14 protein-coding genes are annotated in these 19963 nt (G+C 72.5%); 5 read left to right on the forward strand and 9 right to left on the reverse strand.

Annotated elements, in window-relative coordinates; all coding sequences use genetic code 11:
• Positions 1-160: 160 nt before the first annotated feature.
• The 4 genes from argG to ABFX81_RS02785 form a co-directional block, all read right to left on the reverse strand.
• Positions 161-1615 (reverse strand): argininosuccinate synthase, encoded by a 1455-nt coding sequence (gene argG / locus ABFX81_RS02770; protein ID WP_086850395.1) that lies wholly within the window; start codon positions 1613-1615, stop codon positions 161-163.
• Between the two features lie 73 nt (positions 1616-1688).
• On the reverse strand, positions 1689-2684 hold the full coding sequence (meaB, locus tag ABFX81_RS02775; protein WP_086850394.1) for a methylmalonyl Co-A mutase-associated GTPase MeaB: 996 nt from the start codon (positions 2682-2684) through the stop codon (positions 1689-1691).
• Positions 2681-4873, reverse strand: coding sequence for a methylmalonyl-CoA mutase (gene scpA, locus ABFX81_RS02780; protein WP_086850393.1), 2193 nt, complete (start codon positions 4871-4873; stop codon positions 2681-2683). Before scpA ends, meaB begins: the two co-directional genes overlap by 4 nt.
• The gene (locus ABFX81_RS02785; RefSeq protein WP_086850392.1) at positions 4873-6681 is read right to left on the reverse strand and encodes a methylmalonyl-CoA mutase family protein; all 1809 of its coding nucleotides are present in this window, start codon (positions 6679-6681) and stop codon (positions 4873-4875) included. Before ABFX81_RS02785 ends, scpA begins: the two co-directional genes overlap by 1 nt.
• Positions 6682-6855: 174 nt before the next feature.
• Here ABFX81_RS02785 and ABFX81_RS02790 point away from each other — a divergent pair, with 174 nt between their 5' ends.
• Positions 6856-7821, forward strand: a complete 966-nt coding sequence (locus tag ABFX81_RS02790; RefSeq protein ID WP_086850391.1) for a YhjD/YihY/BrkB family envelope integrity protein — start codon at positions 6856-6858, stop codon at positions 7819-7821.
• Positions 7822-7855: 34 nt separating this feature from the next.
• On the opposite strand, the gene ABFX81_RS02795 is transcribed toward ABFX81_RS02790, so the two are convergent.
• A complete protein-coding gene (locus tag ABFX81_RS02795) occupies positions 7856-8764 on the reverse strand; it encodes an MmyB family transcriptional regulator (RefSeq protein WP_086850390.1) in 909 nt (302 codons plus the stop codon).
• A 173-nt stretch (positions 8765-8937) separates the two neighbouring features.
• Between ABFX81_RS02795 and ABFX81_RS02800 the strand changes: the two genes are divergently transcribed.
• On the forward strand, positions 8938-9957 hold the full coding sequence (locus ABFX81_RS02800) for a zinc-binding dehydrogenase (protein ID WP_086850404.1): 1020 nt from the start codon (positions 8938-8940) through the stop codon (positions 9955-9957).
• 53 nt (positions 9958-10010) lie between these two features.
• Positions 10011-11129 (forward strand): winged helix DNA-binding domain-containing protein, encoded by a 1119-nt coding sequence (locus ABFX81_RS02805; protein WP_346137574.1) that lies wholly within the window; start codon positions 10011-10013, stop codon positions 11127-11129.
• A gap of 107 nt (positions 11130-11236) precedes the next feature.
• On the opposite strand, the gene ABFX81_RS02810 is transcribed toward ABFX81_RS02805, so the two are convergent.
• From ABFX81_RS02810 to ABFX81_RS02820, 3 genes are all read right to left on the reverse strand, one after another.
• Positions 11237-12028: a S1 family peptidase gene (locus tag ABFX81_RS02810; protein ID WP_346137575.1), complete on the reverse strand. Its 792-nt coding sequence runs from the start codon at positions 12026-12028 to the stop codon at positions 11237-11239.
• 214 nt (positions 12029-12242) lie between these two features.
• A complete protein-coding gene (locus ABFX81_RS02815) occupies positions 12243-15092 on the reverse strand; it encodes an AAA family ATPase (RefSeq protein WP_086849769.1) in 2850 nt (949 codons plus the stop codon).
• A 204-nt stretch (positions 15093-15296) separates the two neighbouring features.
• Positions 15297-16106: a LuxR C-terminal-related transcriptional regulator gene (locus ABFX81_RS02820; RefSeq protein WP_346137576.1), complete on the reverse strand. Its 810-nt coding sequence runs from the start codon at positions 16104-16106 to the stop codon at positions 15297-15299.
• A 125-nt stretch (positions 16107-16231) separates the two neighbouring features.
• Here ABFX81_RS02820 and ABFX81_RS02825 point away from each other — a divergent pair, with 125 nt between their 5' ends.
• Both ABFX81_RS02825 and ABFX81_RS02830 read left to right on the forward strand, forming a co-directional pair.
• Positions 16232-17911: an AMP-binding protein gene (locus ABFX81_RS02825; RefSeq protein WP_086847913.1), complete on the forward strand. Its 1680-nt coding sequence runs from the start codon at positions 16232-16234 to the stop codon at positions 17909-17911.
• The gene (locus ABFX81_RS02830; RefSeq protein WP_086847915.1) at positions 17908-19506 is read left to right on the forward strand and encodes an AMP-binding protein; all 1599 of its coding nucleotides are present in this window, start codon (positions 17908-17910) and stop codon (positions 19504-19506) included. The genes ABFX81_RS02825 and ABFX81_RS02830 overlap by 4 nt, the downstream gene beginning before the upstream one ends.
• On the opposite strand, the gene ABFX81_RS02835 is transcribed toward ABFX81_RS02830, so the two are convergent.
• The gene (locus tag ABFX81_RS02835) at positions 19419-19931 is read right to left on the reverse strand and encodes a GNAT family N-acetyltransferase (RefSeq protein WP_346137577.1); all 513 of its coding nucleotides are present in this window, start codon (positions 19929-19931) and stop codon (positions 19419-19421) included. The genes ABFX81_RS02830 and ABFX81_RS02835 overlap by 88 nt on opposite strands.
• Between the last annotated feature and the right edge of the window lie 32 nt (positions 19932-19963).

The following is a 19963-nucleotide window of genomic DNA, read 5'->3' on the forward strand; positions in this document are numbered from 1 at the left end:
CGTACTCCTGGGGGATCGGTGGGAAGTGGCTCCACTGTGACCCGGGTACGCGGTTTCGCGCCTCGGCCGTTCGGCCAGAAAAAAGGGCCGGCCCGGCACTGTGCGTGCCGGGCCGGCCCCTTGTCCGATGCCCCGTCGTCACACGGGGCACCCGAACCGATCAGTCCGTGCCGGAGTCCATCGCGGCGCGGTCCAGCCACGCGTCCTCCTCGGAGACCGCGCCCCGGGAGGCGATGGCCTCGGCGCCGCCCTGCGGCAGCTCCGGCATGGTGCCGATCAGCCCGGTCGCGGCGGCCTGGGAGGCGCCGATGGTCGGGCTGCCGGTGCCGATCAGGCCGATGCCGGCGTACTGCTCCAGCTTGGCGCGCGAGTCGGCGATGTCCAGGTTGCGCATGGTGAGCTGGCCGATCCGGTCCACCGGACCGAACGCGGAGTCCTCGGTGCGCTCCATGGACAGCTTGTCCGGGTGGTAGCTGAACGCCGGGCCGGTCGTGTCGAGGATCGAGTAGTCCTCGCCGCGCCGCAGGCGCAGCGTCACCTCGCCGGTGACGGCCGCGCCGACCCACCGCTGGAGCGACTCGCGGATCATCAGCGCCTGCGGGTCCAGCCAGCGGCCCTCGTACATCAGCCGGCCGAGCCGCCGTCCCTCGGTGTGGTACTGGGCGAGGGTGTCCTCGTTGTGGATCGCGTTGACCAGACGCTCGTACGCGGCGTGCAGCAGGGCCATGCCCGGGGCCTCGTAGATGCCGCGGCTCTTGGCCTCGATGATCCGGTTCTCGATCTGGTCCGACATGCCCAGGCCGTGCCGCCCGCCGATGGCGTTGGCCTCCATGACCAGGTCGACGGGGGAGGAGAACTCCTTGCCGTTGATCGTCACGGGGCGGCCCTGTTCAAAGCCGATCGTCACGTCCTCGGTGGCGATCTCGACCTCGGGGTCCCAGAACTTCACGCCCATGATCGGCTCGACGGTCTCGACGCCGGTGTCCAGGTGCTCCAGGGTCTTCGCCTCGTGCGTGGCGCCCCAGATGTTGGCGTCCGTGGAGTACGCCTTCTCCGTGCTGTCGCGGTAGGGCAGCCCGTGGGCGACGAGCCACTCCGACATCTCCTTGCGGCCGCCGAGCTCGGTCACGAACGCCGCGTCCAGCCAGGGCTTGTAGATCCGCAGGTGCGGGTTGGCGAGCAGGCCGTAGCGGTAGAACCGCTCGATGTCGTTGCCCTTGAAGGTCGAGCCGTCGCCCCAGATCTGGACGTCGTCCTCGAGCATCGCGCGCACCAGCAGCGTGCCCGTGACGGCACGGCCGAGCGGCGTGGTGTTGAAGTACGCCCGCCCGCCCGAGCGGATGTGGAACGCGCCGCAGGTCAGCGCCGCCAGGCCCTCCTCGACCAGCGCGGCACGGCAGTCGACCAGACGCGCGATCTCGGCACCGTAGGTCTTCGCACGGCCGGGCACCGACGCGATGTCGGGCTCGTCGTACTGGCCGATGTCGGCGGTGTAGGTGCACGGGACGGCGCCCTTGTCGCGCATCCACGCGACCGCGACGGAGGTGTCGAGACCGCCCGAGAAGGCGATGCCGACGCGCTCGCCGGCGGGCAGGGAGGTGAGGACCTTGGACATAGAAAGAGTATGTATCACTTTGCATAGTCATGCAAGCCGGGTATGCGAATTCGCCGTTCCGGTTGCTTCCGGTCTAGGAACCCGCCGCCTCGGAGCCACCGCCGAGCGCGCCGAGGATCCGCTCGGCGGCCAGCGTCGGGGTGAGCTCACCCTCCCGGACCCGCTGCTCCAGCACCGGCGCCAGCGCCCGTACCGCCGGATCGGCGTGCAAGCGGCCGAGGAGTTCGTCGCGGACCATGCTCCAGGTCCAGTCGACCTGCTGGTCGCGGCGCTTGGCGGCGAGGCGACCCGTGGAGTCCAGCAGGGTGCGGTGCTGCTCCAGGCGCTCCCACACCGTGTCCAGGCCGCTCGACTCACGGGCGCTGCAACTGAGCACGGGTGGGGTCCAGAACGCGTCCTTGCCGTGCATCAGCCGCAGCGCGCCCGCCAGCTCCCTGGCGGCGGCACGGGCGTCGCGCTCGTGCGGCCCGTCCGCCTTGTTCACGGCGATCACGTCGGCCAGTTCCAGGACGCCCTTCTTGATGCCCTGGAGCTGGTCGCCCGTGCGGGCGAGGGTGAGCAGCAGGAAGGAGTCGACCATGTTCGCGACCGCGGTCTCGGACTGCCCGACGCCGACCGTCTCCACCAGGACGACGTCGTAGCCCGCCGCCTCCATCACCACGATCGACTCACGCGTCGCCTTGGCGACCCCGCCCAGCGTGCCCGCGGTGGGGGAGGGGCGGACGAACGCCGCCGGGTCCACGGCCAGCCGCTCCATGCGCGTCTTGTCGCCGAGGATCGAGCCGCCGGTACGGCTGGAGGACGGGTCGACGGCGAGCACCGCCACCCGGTGCCCGAGCCCCGTCAGCATCGAACCGAACGCGTCGATGAACGTCGACTTGCCCACGCCCGGCACCCCGCTGACCCCGATCCGCCGGGCCCGCCCGCTGTGCGGCAGCAGCGCGGTCAGCAACCCCTGGGCCAGCACCCGGTGCTGAGGGCGGGTCGACTCGACGAGCGTGATGGCCCGGGCGATGATCGCCCGCTTCCCGTCGAGTACGCCCTTCACATACGCGTCGACATCGATCACAGGTCGTGCCCGAGTCCGTCCGACAGTCGCTTCACCAGGTCGTACGCCGCGTCCGGGATCACCGTCCCGGGCGGGAAGACCGCCGCCGCGCCCATCTCCAGCAGCGTCGGGACGTCCTGCGGCGGGATCACCCCGCCGACCACGATCATGATGTCCTCGCGCCCCTCCTCGGCGAGCTGCTCGCGCAGCGCCGGGACGAGGGTGAGGTGACCGGCCGCCAGTGAGGAGACGCCGATGATGTGGACGTCCGCCTCGACGGCCTGCCGGGCGACCTCGGCCGGGGTCTGGAACAGCGGGCCCACGTCCACGTCGAAGCCGAGATCGGCGAAGGCGGTCGCGATCACCTTCTGGCCGCGGTCGTGGCCGTCCTGGCCCATCTTCGCGACCAGGATGCGCGGGCGGCGGCCCTCGGCCTCCTCGAAGTCGGAGACCAGGGCTCGGGTGCGGTCCACCGACGGGGACTCCCCTGCTTCGTTGCGGTACACGCCGGAGATCGTACGGATCTGGCTCGCGTGCCGGCCGTACACCTTCTCCAGGGCGTCGGAGATCTCCCCGACGGTGGCCTTCGCGCGGGCCGCGCGCACCGCCAGCTCCAGCAGGTTGCCCTCGCCGGCGGCGGCCCGGGTCAGCGCGTCCAGCGCGTCCTGGCACGCCGTCTCGTCCCGCTCCGCGCGCAGCCGCCGCAGCTTCTCGATCTGCTGGGTGCGCACGGAGGAGTTGTCGACCTTGAGGACGTCGATCTGCTCGTCGGTCTCGACGCGGTACTTGTTGACGCCGATGACAGGCTGCCGCCCGGAGTCGATCCGGGCCTGGGTGCGGGCCGCCGCCTCTTCGATGCGCAGCTTCGGAATGCCCGCGTCGATGGCCTTGGCCATGCCGCCCGCGGCCTCGACCTCCTGGATGTGCTGCCAGGCCCGCCGGGCCAGGTCGTACGTCAGCTTCTCCACGTACGCGCTGCCGCCCCAGGGGTCGATGACCCGGGTCGTGCCGGACTCCTGCTGGAGCAGCAACTGCGTGTTGCGGGCGATGCGCGCCGAGAAGTCGGTGGGCAGGGCCAGCGCCTCGTCGAGGGCGTTGGTGTGCAGCGACTGCGTGTGCCCCTGCGTCGCCGCCATCGCCTCGACGCAGGTGCGCGTCACGTTGTTGAACACGTCCTGCGCGGTCAGCGACCAGCCGGAGGTCTGCGAATGGGTGCGCAGCGACAGGGACTTGGCGTTCTTCGGGTCGAACTGCCTCACCAGCTTCGCCCACAGCAGGCGAGCCGCCCGCAGCTTGGCGACCTCCATGAAGAAGTTCATGCCGATCGCCCAGAAGAAGGACAGCCGGGGCGCGAACGCGTCCACGTCCAGGCCGGCTTCGCGGCCCGCCCGGATGTACTCCACGCCGTCCGCGAGCGTGTACGCCAGCTCCAGGTCGGCCGTCGCGCCCGCCTCCTGGATGTGGTAGCCGGAGATGGAGATGGAGTTGTAGCGCGGCATCCGCTGCGAGGTGAAGGCGAAGATGTCGGAGATGATCCGCATCGACGGCTTCGGCGGATAGATGTAGGTGTTGCGGACCATGAACTCCTTGAGGATGTCGTTCTGGATGGTCCCCGCCAGCTTCTCCGGCGGCACGCCCTGCTCCTCCGCCGCCACGATGTACAGCGCCAGCACCGGCAGCACGGCACCGTTCATCGTCATCGACACCGTCATCTTGTCCAGCGGGATCCCGTCGAACAGCTGCCGCATGTCGTAGATCGAGTCGATGGCCACGCCCGCCATGCCGACGTCACCGGTCACGCGCGGGTGGTCGCTGTCGTAGCCCCGGTGCGTGGGCAGGTCGAAGGCGACCGACAGGCCCTTCTGCCCGGCCGCGAGGTTGCGCCGGTAGAAGGCGTTGGACTCCTCGGCCGTGGAGAAACCGGCGTACTGGCGGATCGTCCAGGGCTGGTTGACGTACATCGTCGGGTACGGGCCGCGCAGATACGGCGCCGTGCCCGGGTACGTGTCCAGGAAGTCCAGGCCCTCCAGGTCACGCCCGGTGTACAGCGGCTTGACCGCGATGCCCTCCGGGGTCTCCCAGAGCAGGTCGTCACCGCCGGAGGCGTTCTTGACCGCCGTACGCCACTCGTCGGGGCCGCCGTCGGAGGCGGGGGTCCCCAGCTCGATCCCGGAGAAGTCGGGGACGGAACGGTCGGAGGGGGCGGTCATCAGGACACTCCCATGCGGTCGAGGGTCGCGGAGAGCACGGCCACGGCGTCGCAGCCCGCGAAGACGTACGCGTCGACACCGGGGTACTGCCCGGGGCGGCCCGCAAGGAACACATGCCGTGCGCCGGAGGCCTTCAGAGCCCGGGCGGTGGTCCCGGCCTGCTCCTCGTACAGCGCGTCGCTGGAGCACAGCACGGCCTCCGTCGCGCCGCTGTCCTCGAAGGCGCCTTCCGTGACGGGCTCGATGCCGCCCGCCTGGAAGAGGTTCGAGGCGAAGGTGAGGCGCGCGGTGTGCGCGGCGGCCGGGCCGATCGCGGCGAGGAAGATCCGGGGCCGGGAGCCGGTCGCGGCGAGGTGGGCGTCGGAGCGGGCGCGCAGCGCCTCGAACTCCTGGTCGCGGCGCACCCGCGGCAGCCCGCCGGACGGCGGCTCGGGCGCGCTCTCGCGCACCACCGGCTTCTCCGCGAGGTGCGGGAACTCGCTGACGCCCGTGACGGGTTCGCGCCGCTTCGCCAGCTTCGCACGGCGGGCCTGCCAGGTGTCGGCGAGGTCCTGCGCGAGGTCCCCCGACCGCAGGGCCGCCGCCTGGCCGCCCAGCCGCTCGATCCGCCGGAAGAACTCCCAGCCCGCGTGGGCGAGTTCGTCGGTGAGCCGCTCCACGTACCAGGAGCCGCCCGCCGGGTCGATCACCCGGGACAGGTGCGACTCCTCGATGAGGATGGTCGAGGTGTTGCGGGCGATACGGCGCGCGAACGCGTCCGGCAGGCCGAGGGCGTGGTCGAAGGGCAGCACGGTGACGGAGTCGGCCCCGCCCGCCCCGGCGGCCAGGGTGGCGATGGTGGTGCGCAGCATGTTCACCCACGGGTCGCGGCGCGTCATCATCACCGGCGAGGTGACGACGTGCTGGCGCTGCGCCCCCGCGCGCGGCGCCCCGCAGACCTCGGCGACCCGCGCCCACAGCCGGCGCGCGGCCCGCAGCTTGGCGATCGTCAGGAACTGGTCGGCGGTCGCCGCGTACCGGAACTCCAGTTGCGCACAGGCCTGTTCGACGCTCAGCCCGGCCTCGGTGAGGTGCCGCAGATACGCGACTCCCGTGGCCAGCGAGCAGCCCAGCTCCTGGGCGGCCGAGCCGCCGGCCTCGTGGTACGGCAGCGCGTCCACGGTCAGCGCCCGCAGCCCCGGGTACCCCTCGGCACACAGCCGCGCGAGCTGCGCCGCCGGAGCGACGTCGACCTGCTGCCCGCTGCGGGCCTCCTGGCCCAGCGGGTCGGCGCCCAGATTGCCGTGCGCCGCCTCCCGGGCAATGCCCCGCTCCTCGTACAGCCGCAGCAGCTCCCGCGCGGCGGGCTCGGTCTCACGTCCCGCGTCGAGGACGACGGGGGCGAGGTCGAGGTGGACACCGTCGAGGACCCGGCCGAGCTCCGGCACCGGGATGCCACCGTCCCCCACGGCCAGCCACAGGGAGGTGACGCCGTTCTCCAGATCCGCGAGCACCGCGCCGCCGTCGGCCACCGCGTGCCGCTGCCGTACGTCCCAGCCGCCGAGCGTGTTCCCCTCGGCCCGGCCGCCCCGCACGAAGGGAGCGAATCCGGGCAGGCCCGGCTCGGGCGCGGTGTCGTGCGCGGTGTAGAGAGGCCGGGTGCGCAACCCGTCCTCCAGCGCGGTGGACAGGGCTTCCTCGGCCTCGGCGCCCTCCACTTCCTTGCCCGACTTGCGCAGCACACCCGCCACAAGGCGCTGCCACTGCTCATGGGGCACATCAGGGAAGTCGCCGGCCAGCTCGAGCCCGTCGTCAGGCAGGACCGTCATGCTCGGATGCTAGGACACGGACACAGAGGAGCAGCAGTGGACGAGGCTGTGACCTTTCCCTCGCCGTTTCTGTGATCCCGATCTCCCCTGAGGGGAGACGTTCACAAGACGACCGGACCGGACAGGGAGCAGCCTCCGCCAGGGAGCCGCCCTACGACAAGGAGCGTGCACGCCATGGGTACCGCCGTCCACGTCCCGCAGACCCGGGACATGATCGGAGAAGAGCTCTCCGGAGACGAGGCGTTCACCGCCCTGCGCCACTACGGAGGGCTGCGGCTGCTGGCCGACGCCTTCGCACGGTTCCGGTACGCGGACGGCTTCACCAACGCGCGGGCCCTCGCCTTCCAGGTCGTGCTCGGGCTGGTCCCGTGCACCGTGGCGCTCGTCGGACTGGCCACGTCGGTGCACACGGAGGGCGTGGGCCGGGTCATCGAGCAGACGCTCGGCCGGATCGTGCCGGGGGCCAGCGCGCAGATCGTCGAGGACGCCTTCGAAGGGACGCGGCGCACCGCGCACGGCAATGTCTGGGGCACGCTCGCCCTGTGGCTCGGTCTGGGCTTCGCGCTGCTGAACCTCGCCTCGGCCATGGGCCAGATCGAGCGCGGCGCCAACCGCATCTACGGCATCGAGCGCGACCGTCCCTTCCCGCGCAAGTACGGGCGCGCGATCGTTCTCGCGCTCGCCGCCGGTCTGCCCCTGGTGCTGGGGTTCGTCGTACTCGTCGCCGGCGAGGCCGTGGGCGACGCCCTGGCGGACTCGGCCGGCTGGGAGGACAGCGGGTCGCGGTGGTGGGGTGTGCTCGACATCCCCGTGGGGCTCGCGCTGGCCTGGGTGGCCTCCGCCGTGATCTTCCGCTGGTCGCCCCGCCGCGTCCAGCCCGGCTACACCTGGCTGGCCTTCGGCTCGGCCGTGCATCTGCTGCTGTGGGTGTCGGCCACGTGGCTGCTCGCGCTGTACGTCGAGGAGAGCGGTGCCTTCGGCGCCGTGTACGGGCCGCTCACCGCCTTCATCGCCCTGCTGCTGTGGGCGAACCTCACCGCCGTCGCGCTCTTCCTCGGCATCGCGTTCGCCGCCCAGCTGGAGGCGGCCCGAGCCGGCATCGAGTCAGCCGTCCAGCCGGACCCGGGACCCGGCGCGTGAGCCCGGACGGCAGACAGCAGGCAGGGGCTTCGGGTCAGGACTGCGCGGGGCGTGGCCGGCCGCTCTTCGCGTCCGCGTGCCGGGCGGGCTCGGGTGCGGTCATGTCGAGGAGGAGCATCGCGTCGTGGTCGGGGCTGCCGGGTTCGGCGGTGTAGACGCAGAGGCGCTGGCCGGGCGTGCCTTCGAGGTGCATGTTCTGGCCCCTGAGGGTCAGGACACCGACCTCGGGGTGGTGGAAGGTCTTCTGCGTCTTCTTGCGGCCGATGACCTCGTAGCGTTCCCACAGCTTGGCGAAGTCGGGGCTCTTGAGCACCAGTTCGCCGACGAGGCCGACCAGGTCGGGGGCGTCGGGGCTGGTGCCGGCCTGGGCGCGCAGCCGGGCGACGCACGCGCGCACCAGGGGCTCCCAGTCGGGGAACAGCTCGCGAGCCGTGGGGTGCAGGAAGAGGTAGCGGGCGAGGTTGCGCTGCCTGGCGGGCCAGTCGGCCATACCGGCGTACAGGGCGAGGCCGCCGGGGTTCCAGGCGAGCAGGTCCATGCTGCGGCTGACGATGTAGGCGGGGTGGGGCCGCATCGTCTCCAGGAGCAGCTTCAGGTGCGGCCGGACGGTCCGGCTCGGCGGGGGAGGCGGCTCGGGAGCGTAGTTGGCGGCCCGGGCGGCGAGTTCGCGCAGATGGTGGTGTTCCTCGTCGTCGAGGCGTAGTGCACGGGCGAGGGAGTCGACGACGCCGGGGCTCGGCCGGGTCTCCTTGCCGCGTTCTAGACGGATGTAATAGTCGATGCTGACGCCGGCGAGGGCAGCCAGCTCCTCGCGGCGCAGACCGGGCGTGCGGCGTATGCCCGCGCCCGGGGTGAACCCGACGCTCTCGGGGCTGGTCTGGGTGCGGCGGGCGCGCAGGAAGCGCCCCAGTTCGTCGCCGCTGGTGTGCTGCTCCGATGCCATGGACCCAGTGTCGCAACGCCGCCACCAGGGCGGTATCCGCGAGGGGGGCCCTGTCATACCCACCGCTGTTCACCCCCCGGAAGCGCCCGGTCTCCCTGGCGGGCGTGCGGGGGCGCACGGTGGGTGACGTCAAGGAACCCGCGAGATGAGGAGAACCCGTGCGCGCAGCCATGATGTACGGCGCCGGCGACGTCCGGACGGAGCACCGGCCCGACCCGAAGATCCAGCAGCCCACCGACGCCGTCGTGCGCACCGTCCTGTCGTGCGTGTGCGGCAGCGACCTGTGGCCCTACAAGTCCCTGCCCGTTACCGGCACCGGCCGCCCGATGGGACACGAGTTCCTCGGCGTGGTCGAGGAGACCGGCTCCGAGGTGTCCGGGATCAAGACAGGTGACCTGGTCGTCGCGCCGTTCACGTACTGCGACAACACCTGCGACTACTGCGCCAAGGGCCTGCACTTCTCGTGCCGGCAGGGCGGCCGGTACGGCTTCGACGGCGTGGACGGCGGCCAGGGTGAGGCGGTGCGCGTCCCCCAGGCCGACGGCACCCTGGTCAAGCTGCCCGTCGACGCCGGCTCCGCGCTGCTGCCCTCACTGCTGACGCTCTCGGACGTGATGGGCACCGGCCACCACGGTGCCGTCACCGCGGGTGTCGGCCGCGGCGACTCGGTCCTGGTCGTCGGGGACGGCGCGGTGGGTCTGTGCGCGGTCATCGCCGCCAGGCGGCTGGGCGCGGAACGGATCATCCTGATGGGCCGGCACGAGGCACGCACCGACCTGGGCCGCGAGTTCGGCGCCACCGACGTGGTCGCCGAGCGGGGTGAGGAGGGCGTCGCCCGCGTCCGCGAGCTGACCCGCGGCGACGGTGTGGACAAGGTCATCGAGGCCGTCGGCACCCTCCAGACGCTCCAGACCGCCCTGGCGGCGGTCGTGGACGGCGGCACCATCAGCCGGCTGGGCGTCCCGCAGTACGAGGAGGGCCCCCTCGGCCCGTCCACGATCATGCGGAACATCACCCTCACCGGCGGCGCGAGCCCGGCCCGCGCCTACATCGAGGAGCTGATGCCGGACGTCCTGGACGGCACCATCGAACCGGGCCGCGTCTTCGACCGGAGCTTCACCGTCGACCAGACCGCGGACGCCTACCGGGCGATGGCGGACCGCCGCGTCCTCAAGGCGCTCATCACTTTCTGACCCACTCCCCGTCGCGGCCAGAACCTGTCCGCAACTCTCGCTACCGTGCCCCCATGACGAACACCAAGCCGAGCGTCGCCGGCACGGCACCGCACCTCGGTACCCGGGCCCTCAACCGCGCCACCCTGGACCGCCAGTTGCTCCTGCGCCCGGCCCGGATCTCCGCCGCCGCGGCCGTCGAGCACCTGGTCGGTCTCCAGGCGCAGAACGTCAAGCCCCCGTACTACGCGCTCGCCGCCCGCCTCGACGGATTCGCCCCCGAGGCGCTGTCCCGGCTGATGGCCGACCGCGAGGTCGTCCGGATCGTCACGATGCGCTCCACCGTCCACACCCACACCGCGGACGACTGCCTCACGCTGCGTCCGCTGGTGCAGCCCGCCCGGGACCGGGAGCTGACGCAGTTCCGCAAGGGACTCGCCGGTGTCGACCTGGACCGGCTCGCCGCCCTCGCCCGCGAGCTCGTCGAGACCGAGCCCCGCACCATGAAGCAGCTGCGCGAGGCCCTGCTCCGGGAGTGGCCGGACGCCGACCCGCAGGCCCTGTCCGTCGCCGCCCGGTGCCGGCTGCCGCTCGTGCAGGTGACCCCGCGAGGCCTGTGGGGCCGGAGCGGTCAGGTCAGTCTGACCACCGCCGAGCACTGGCTGGGCCGTCCCGCCGGACCGGCCGCCACGCCCGACGCGGTCGTCCTGCGCTACCTCGCCGCCTTCGGCCCGGCCTCCGTGCGGGACATGCAGGCCTGGGCCGGACTGACCCGCCTGCGCGACGCCTTCGAACGCCTCCGCCCGCGACTCGTCACCTTCCGGGACGAGGGCGGCGTCGAGCTCTTCGACCTGCCGGACGCCCCCCGCCCCGACCCGGACACCCCGGCCCCGCCGCGCTTCCTGCCCGAGTTCGACAATCTGCTGCTCTCCCACGCCGACCGCACCCGTGTCGTCCCGCCCGAGTACAGGGGCCGCTCCTGGCAGGGCAACTTCGCCTACTGCACGCTCCTGGTCGACGGGTTCCTCGCGGGCCTGTGGCGACTGGAGGAGCACGCGCTGGTGATCGAGCCCTTCGGCAGGCTCACCGGGGCGCAGCGGGACGAGGTCACCGCCGAGGGGGAGCGAATGCTGCGGACGATGCACCCGGAGACGCCGTACGACATCCGCTTCGGCGCCGTACGCGCCGCATGACCGCGGGGCCTGCCCCACGCGTGGAGAGGGGGCGTTGCGGGCCGCTCGTGGAGGCCCGCAACGCCCCCTGGTATGTCACCTGAGGGATACTCAGGAGCTTTGCCCGGTCACGAGTTGAGCTGCGTCGTGACCAGGTTGGAGAAGGTGGTCAGCCGGGTGTAGACGCCCGGGTAACCGGCCTGGGCGCAGCCCTCGCCCCAGGAGGTGATGCCTGCCAGGACGCCCCCGATGAGCAGGGGGCCGCCGCTGTCGCCCTGGCAGGTGTCCACGCCGCCGGAGGTGTATCCGGCGCACACCATGTCGCTCCGCACGAAGTCGGCGCCGTAGGAGCTGCCGCAGCTGGAGTCGGACACGGTCGGAACGGTCGCGGTGCGCAGCTGGTTGGAGGAGCTGCCGTTCGAGGAGGTGGTGCCCCAGCCGAGGATGCGGGCGGTGGTGCCGGCCGCGTACACCGAAGTCTGTGAGGAGGAGACGTACTTGGCCGGTGTGTACGGCATCGACGTCGACAGCGTCAGCACGGCCACGTCCTCGCCGTCGGTGACGCTGGTGTAGTTCGGGTGGATCCAGATCTTGCTGACTCTGCCGACCGTGCCGTTGGTGCCGTTGAGGTAGGTGCGGCCGCCGACGACCCGAACGCTGCTGGTGGTCTCGCCGACCATGCAGTGGGCGGCGGTGACGACCTTGGTGGGCGAGACGAGCGTGCCGCCGCAGAACTGGTTCTGCGAGGCGTCCGTGATCTGCATGACGAACGGGTACGCGGTGGTCGTGGTCGTGGTACCGCCGACGATCGGCTGGGGCGCGGCGACGGCGGCGGGGGCGGAGAGCAGCGCGGTCGCGGCGGCGGCAGCGGTCGCCGTGGCGACGGCGGCGGCCTTCTTGACACGGTTGAACCCGAACATGGGTCTCCTCGGGGAGTTGCCGGTGGGGGGTCGCGCGGGTGGGTGGTGCACGGTGACCCTGACTCCGTTGTTCGGATCTCCGTGTGCCCGGCGAGCGGCACGCGACAAAGCTAGAGCCCGCGAGGGCGGGCTCCCAATGAGGGACTCCCCTAAGGGAGTTGGGCAGGGAAAACCCTCGGTCGGGCCCTGTAGACCCTGGTGGACGCAGGTGGGGTCAGGTCGGGCGGCGGCCCGCCGCCAGCCGGACGATGTCCACCCGTGAACGGATCCCCAGCTTGCGGTAGACCCGGGTCAGGGTCGCCTCGACGGTCTTGACGCTGATGAACAGCCGGGCCGCGATCTCCCGGTTGGTCGCGCCCTCCATCACCAGCGAGGCGACCTGACGCTCCATCGACGCGAGACCCTCCAGCGCGTCGAGCGCGACGGGCGGTGCCACGGAGGCCGGCTCCACCGCCGCGGGACCGGCCGCGGCGGCCGCGTCGACCTGCCGCAGCCACGGCAGTGCCCGGCAGCGCCGGAACAGCCGGGCGGCCTCGTCGTACGACGCCGGCCCCGGCAGGGGAGTCCCGCCGCGGGGGAAAGCGGCGCTCTGGGCGCGCAGCCGGGCCAGCGCGAAGGCGGCCCGCGCCTCCTCCAGGCCGTAGCCCAGCCTGCCGAGCCGGTCCTGAACCGACGTCAGCCGGACCAGGGCGGCCTCGTGTTCGCCGCGGGCCGCCCGCACCAGCGCCTCGGCCCGGTCGAGGACGGCCAGCACGCTCTCCCGGCCCAGCCGCAGCGCGTGCACCCGTGCCGTGTCGATCACGTCCTGGGCCTCGCCCGGTTCGCCGATACGCACCAGGGCCTCGGCGAGGTCGCCGTGCCAGCGGCCGCGCGCCGGGTCGTTGATGCCGAGGCCCTGCTCCAGCTCGCGCACCCGGCGCAGCGAACGGACCGCGCCCGCCGGGTCCCCGGCCACCAACTGGGCGTAGCCCAGCGCCGCCAGGGCGCGGGACAGGTACATCTGGTCACCGTCGACCTCGGCGTGGTCGGCCGCCTCACGGGCGAGGACCAGCGCCCGGTCGACGTCCCCGGCGGAGGCCTCCGCGAGGGAGGCGAGCATGGCGGAGGCGCCCTCGCCGATCCCGGCGTCCCGGGCGAGCCGCAGGCTCTCGCGGGCCAGGTCCAGGGCCCGGCCGCAGTGCCCGGAGCGCAGTTCCGTGTCGGCGAGGAAACGCAGGAAGTGCACCTCGCTCTCGACCATGCCGCGCCTGCGCACCTCGCGCAGCAGCGCGGTGATGGTCGCCCGCGCCTCGGGCAGCTGGTCGCTCATGATCAGCCAGCGGAACCGGGCCGAGCCGGCGCCGTTGTGGTGGCACGCCACATACGCGTCCTGCGGCTCCCTCAGTGCCCGTTTGACGGTCTCGGGGGCGCCCGGGTGGCCCATCAGCGTCTCGGTGGAGGCCTGGAAGGACAGCGCCATCAGCTCGGTGCGCCGGTCCTCGCCGCGGGCGGCCAGCTCCGCCGCGTGCGCGGCCTCCTGCCGGGCCTCGGCGAAGTCGCCCTCGACGACCAGGCCGCGCCAGGCCAGCTGGTAGTGGACCAGGGCGAGCAGCCGCGGGTCGTCGCCGGCGTCGGCCAGGGCCTGCGGGAAGACGGCGTCGACGTCGCCGAGCGCCTGCCCGGCCGCCTCGATGACCACCATCCAGGCCCGCACCCGCTCCGCGGGCACGCCGGCCCGGGTCAGCACGTCCCGGGCGATGTCCCGGGCGAGGTCGGCCTCACCGGCGGTGATGGCGTCCTCCGCGGCCTGGAGCCGCCGCTCGTCCGGGCCGGGCGTGCTGTCCGCAGGGGTGTGCCGGGCCGCGAGCAGCCCGAGCGAGGCGGCCACCGACGGCGCCCCCCGGTCCCGGGCCAGCGCACCGGCCTCCGCGAGCCGGGCGGCCACGTCAGGGTCGGTGCCGGTGGTCGCCAGGGCCAGGTGCCGGGCCCGCTCGATCGGGTCGGAGGCGGCCGTGGACAGCGCGGCGTGCACGGCCCGCCGCTCCCGCGCCGGGGCCTCCGCGTACAGCGCGGCCGAGATCAGCGGATGCGCGAACCGTACGGCGGGGCCCTCCGGCTCCGTCGCCAGCAGTCCGAGCGCGGCGGCCTGGGCGGTCTCGGCCTCGGCGTGCTCCCGGCCGGCCGCGTGCAGCAGCGCCAGCGTGGGACGGGCACCGGCACTGGCCACCAGCAGGGTGCGGCGCGCCTCGTCGGACAGCATCTCCAGCCGGCTCAGCACCAGCGCCCGCAGCGAGGTGGGCACGGGCAGCGGCTCGCCGGGCCGGGGCCGGGTCGGGCTCTCGGCCAGGGCGCGGCCCAGTTCCAGCGCGAAGAGCGGGTTGCCGCCGCTGGTGCGGTGGATGTCGCGGATCGTGGAGCGGGACAGGGGGGTGTAGCCGCGGTGGTCGAGCAGCGCGGAGACCTGCGCACGGGTCAGCGGGCCCAGCCGGACGGCGAGCGTGTCGGGCGGGGACGCGCGTAGATGGCGGTCGTACTCCTGGCCCTCGGTCCGCACCGCGCACAGCATCTGCACGGGCGTGTCGCCCAGCCGGCGGGCGGCGAAACCGAGCAGCTCGGCGCTGGCCGCGTCCAGCCACTGGAGGTCGTCGGCGACGACCAGCACCGGGCCCTTGGCGGCCAGGGCGCGCAGCGCCGACAGCACGGCGAGGCGCAGCGCGAGTCCGTCGCGCTGGAGGGTGGACTCGCCGCGCCCGGTGAGCGCGGACTCCAGGGCGGTGCGCTGGGCGGCGGGCAGCGCGCCGGAGACCTCGTCCAGGACCAGGCCGAACAGGTCGGCCAGCGCCAGGAAGGGCAGGTGGGATTCGGACTCGGTGGCCGAACAGCGCAACACGGTCCGGGCCGCGCCGGCGTAATCCGCGGCCAGCGCCCGAAGGACCGTGGACTTTCCGATTCCCGCAGGGCCGTGGAGCAGCACACTTCCGCCTCGGCCGAGCTGTTCGCGTGCCGACGTGAACAGGTCCTCCCGGCCGATGACCACGTCGGGGCGGCTCCTGGGAGGCTCCTGGAAGTCCCGTCGCACGGTCACCGCTCCCCTCCGTGTGTCGTGTCCTGGCCAATATTAGGCAACAGCTCTTTGAATTTCGGACGGACGGCGTGGTGAGGGAAATAACAGCGCAGGTCCGCGCGCGAATTCATCGGGCTCCCGAATGCGGCGGAACAGGCCGGAGGCGCCCGGCCGGGAACCCGTCGGCATATCGAACGGGCAAGGGTAACGGAAAACATCGCAAACCTACGGCAACCATCCCGCCCGGCGTGCGGCGGCCCCACCCTCGCCCCGGGTCCGGGCCCGCAGCCTCCGCATGGCCGACCGCAGATACCCCTTGACGGTCTCGGGCGTCACGCCCAGCCGCTCGGCCGCGACCGCGTTCGTGGCCCCCGCGGCGACACACGCCAGCACGTCCACCTCCCGCGGCGCGAGGCGGACCCGGTCCGACGGGACGGAATCGGCCGTCAGCAGGGCACACGCGTCGAGCAGCTCGGCCCGCAGCTCCGGATCGGCGATCTTGGGTGCCAGTGCCCGCAGCGCCGCGTGCGCCTCCCGCACCTGCTCACGTCCCGCACCCGCCCCGCCCCCGGCGGCGAGCGAGCGGGCCTCCTCCCGCACGACCAGCGCCCGCTCCACGTCCCGCGCCGCCTCGACGGCCTCGTCCAGCATGCGCCCGCCCAGCGGCAGGGCCGTGCGCAGCGCCCCGTACAGCACCCCGCGCACCGAGTGCCGCACGACCACCGGCACGGCCAGCACCGAGCGCAGTCCCTCCACCGCCACCGGGGCGTCGTACTCGTGGCTGATCTGCCGCGACGCCGAGTAGTCCGTCACCACGCACGGCCGGGCCAGCACCACCGTCTTGCCGCCCAGCCCGTTCCCGGACGTCACCACCAGCGAACGCAGGGCGTGCGTCGCCGTGCCGCTCAGTTCGCTGATGCGCATCTGCCGCCCGGCCTCCATCAGGCCGCCGAAGGCGACCGGGAGGCCGGTGGCGCGCCGCAGACGGAGCAGCGCGTTCCGTATCGCGACCGCGTCGGTCGCGTCTGCTGTCACCTGTTCGCCCCGCCACTACGGCGCCTGTGCGGGCGCACCCCCCGTTCGGGGGTAGTGAGACCTGCATCACGGATTACACGATGGTTCGGAGCCGCCCGGCAATGGTCCGGCACCAAGGAGGACGAATGGCATCGGCGACGGAGGTGTTCCGCAGTGCGCGGGACTTCCTGCTGGAACACCGCGAGGACTACGGCACGGCCTACGAGGGCTTCCGCTGGCCCCGTCCCGACCGCTTCAACTGGGCGCTCGACTGGTTCGACGAGATCGCGGACGGCAACGCCCGCACCGCGCTGCACATCGTCGAGGAGGACGGCCGCGAGACACAGCTGTCCTTCGGGGAGATGTCCGTACGCTCGGACCAGTTCGCCAACTGGCTGCGCGCCCGGGGCGTGCGCGCCGAGGACCGGATCCTCGTGATGCTCGGCAACCAGGCCGAACTGTGGATCACCGCGCTCGCGGCCATGAAACTGCGGGCCGTCGTCATCCCCGCCACCCCGCTGCTCGGCCCCGCCGACCTGCGCGACCGCGTCGACCGCGGCCGGGTCCGGCACGTCATCGCGCGCCCCGAGGACACCGGCAAGTTCGCCGAGGTCCCCGGCGACTACACCCGCATCGCCGCGACAGACGCGGGAGCCGTGCCCGAGGGCTGGCTGCCGCTGGACGACGCCTACGGCGCCCCCGCCGCCTTCACACCCGACGCCCCGACCCGGGCCGACGACCCGCTGATGCTGTACTTCACCTCGGGCACCACCGCCCGGCCCAAACTCGTCGAGCACACCCACACGTCGTACCCGATCGGGCACCTGTCGACCATGTACTGGATCGGCCTCAAGCCCGGTGACGTGCATCTGAACATCTCCTCGCCCGGCTGGGCCAAGCACGCCTGGTCCAACCTCTTCGCTCCCTGGAACGCCGAGGCGACCGTCTTCCTGCACAACTACACGCGTTTCGACGCGGCCCGTCTCATGGCCGAGATGGACCGGGCCGGCGTCACCACCTTCTGCGCCCCGCCCACCGTCTGGCGCATGCTCATCCAGGCCGACCTGACGCAACTGCGCACCCCGCCGCGGGAGGTCGTCGCCGCCGGTGAGCCGCTCAACCCGGAGGTCATCGAGCAGGTCCGCCGCTCCTGGGGCGTCACCGTCCGGGACGGCTTCGGCCAGACCGAGACGGCCGTGCAGGTCGCCAACAGCCCCGGCCAGCCGCTCAAGACCGGCTCGATGGGCCGGCCGAGCCCCGGCTACCGCGTCGAGCTGCTGGACCCCGTCTCGGGCGCGCCGGGCGCGAGCGAGGGCGAGATCGCGCTCGACCTGTCGCACCGCCCCGTCGGCCTGATGACCGGCTACCACGGCGACGCGGACCGCACGGCCGAGGCGATGGCCGGCGGCTACTACCGCACGGGCGACATCGGCGCGCGCGACGCGGACGGCTACATCACCTACGTCGGCCGCGCGGACGACGTCTTCAAGGCGTCCGACTACAAGATCAGCCCCTTCGAGGTGGAGAGCGCGCTGCTGGAGCACGAGGCGGTGGCCGAGGCGGCCGTCGTGCCCGCGCCGGACGAGCTGCGGCTCGCGGTGCCGAAGGCGTACGTCGTCCTGGCGGCCGGCTGGGAGCCCGGCCCCGACACCGCGAAGGTGTTGTTCGAGCACTCCCGTGAGGCCCTGGCCCCCTACAAGCGCGTCCGCCGCCTGGAGTTCGGCGACCTGCCCAAGACCGTCTCGGGCAAGATCCGCCGCATCGAGCTGCGCGAGGCCACGGCGGCCGGGTCGGACGCCGAGTACCGCGAGGAGGACTTCCGGTGAACTCGTACAGCCACGGAACCAGCGGGACGGCTCTGCTCGGCGACACCATCGGGGCCAACCTGGACCGCGCCGTGGCCACCTGGCCGGACCGTGAGGCGCTGGTCGACGTGCCGTCCGGGCGGCGCTGGACCTACGCGCGGTTCGGCGCGGCCGTCGACGAGCTGGCCTCCGCGCTCCTCGCCTCCGGTGTCGCCAAGGGTGACCGGGTGGGCATCTGGGCGGTCAACTGCCCCGAGTGGGTCCTGGTCCAGTACGCCACCGCCCGTATCGGCGCGATCATGGTGAACATCAACCCGGCCTACCGCACCCACGAGGTCGAGTACGTCCTCAACCAGGCGGGGATCTCCCTGCTGTTCGCCTCCCTCGGTCACAAGACGAGCGACTACCGGGCGATGGTCGAGGAGGTGCGGGGCAGCTGCGCCGGGTTGCGCGAGGTCGTGTACTTGGGCGACCCGAGCTGGGACGCGCTGCTCGGGCGGGGGACTCCCGGCGCCCGGTTGGAGGACGACGGCCTGTCCTGCGACGACCCGATCAACATCCAGTACACGTCGGGCACGACGGGCTTCCCGAAGGGGGCCACCCTCTCCCACCACAACATCCTCAACAACGGCTATTTCGTGGGCGAGTCGATCGCCTACACGGAGCAGGACCGGATCTGCATCCCGGTGCCCTTCTACCACTGCTTCGGCATGGTCATGGGCAACCTCGCCGCCACGTCCCACGGCGCCTGCATGGTCATCCCGGCCCCGTCCTTCGACCCGAAGGCCACCCTGGACGCGGTCCAGCAGGAGCGCTGCACCTCGCTCTACGGCGTCCCGACCATGTTCATCGCGGAGCTGAACCTCCCCGGCTTCGCGTCGTACGACCTCTCCTCCCTGCGCACCGGCATCATGGCGGGCTCGCCCTGCCCGGTGGAGGTGATGAAGCGGGTGGTCAACGAGATGAACATGGCCGAGGTGTCCATCTGCTACGGCATGACGGAGACCTCGCCCGTCTCCACGCAGACCCGCCGCGACGACGACCTGGAACACCGCACCGGCACGGTCGGCCGCGTGCTGCCGCACATCGAGGTGAAGATCGTCGACCCCGCGACGGGCGTGACCCAACCTCGCGGAAGGGCGGGCGAGTTGTGCACCCGCGGCTACAGCGTGATGCTCGGCTACTGGAACGAGCCGGAGAAGACCGCCGAGGCCGTCGACGCGGGCCGCTGGATGCACACCGGCGACCTGGCCGTGATGCGCGAGGACGGCTACGTCGAGATCGTCGGCCGCATCAAGGACATGATCATCCGGGGCGGGGAGAACATCTACCCCCGCGAGATCGAGGAGTTCCTCTACGCCCACCCCAAGATCCAGGACGTCCAGGTCGTGGGCGTCCCGCACGACCACTACGGCGAGGAGGTCCTCGCCTGCGTCATCCCCCACGACCCCGCCGACCCGCTCACCCTGGACGAACTCCACACCTTCTGCCAGGGCCGCCTGGCCCACTACAAGATCCCGAGCCGACTTCAGCTCCTCGACTCCTTCCCGATGACGGTGTCCGGGAAGGTACGCAAGGTGGAGCTGCGGGAGAGGTTCGCGGGCGGGCGGAGATAGAAGAGCTCGGGGTCGCCGTCGTCGAGGCCGTGGACCAGACCGGCGGGTTGCCAGCCGGCCCTCAGGAGGAGTTGCTGCATGGGCTGGTTGGAGAAGTTGGTCGAGGTGAACAGCTTGGGCGTGGTGCACGCGGCTTCGACGGCCGCGAGGAGCCGTGTGGCCACTCCCTGCCGGCGTGCGGCGGGCGCGACCGTCAGCAGGGTGAGGAAGCCCTGCTCGAAGAAGGTGTACTCCAGCACGGCGTAGCCCACGGGGCCGCGCGCGTCTTCGGCCAGCAGGGCCCGGCCCTGCTCGCACCAGCGCCGGATGCTCGCGCGGCGCGCCCGGTCTCCGGCCGCCGCGAGCGGGTCGGTTCCGGTCAGTGCCGTGTGGTCCGGCGGCTCGGCGTGGCGCACGACGAGCGTGCCGGGTTCGATGTCGCCCATGGGGCGCATCGTGGCAGCAGTGCGGGCCGGGC

This window comes from Streptomyces coeruleofuscus, assembly GCF_039532725.1.
Classification (GTDB): Bacteria; Actinomycetota; Actinomycetes; order Streptomycetales; family Streptomycetaceae; genus Streptomyces; species Streptomyces coeruleofuscus.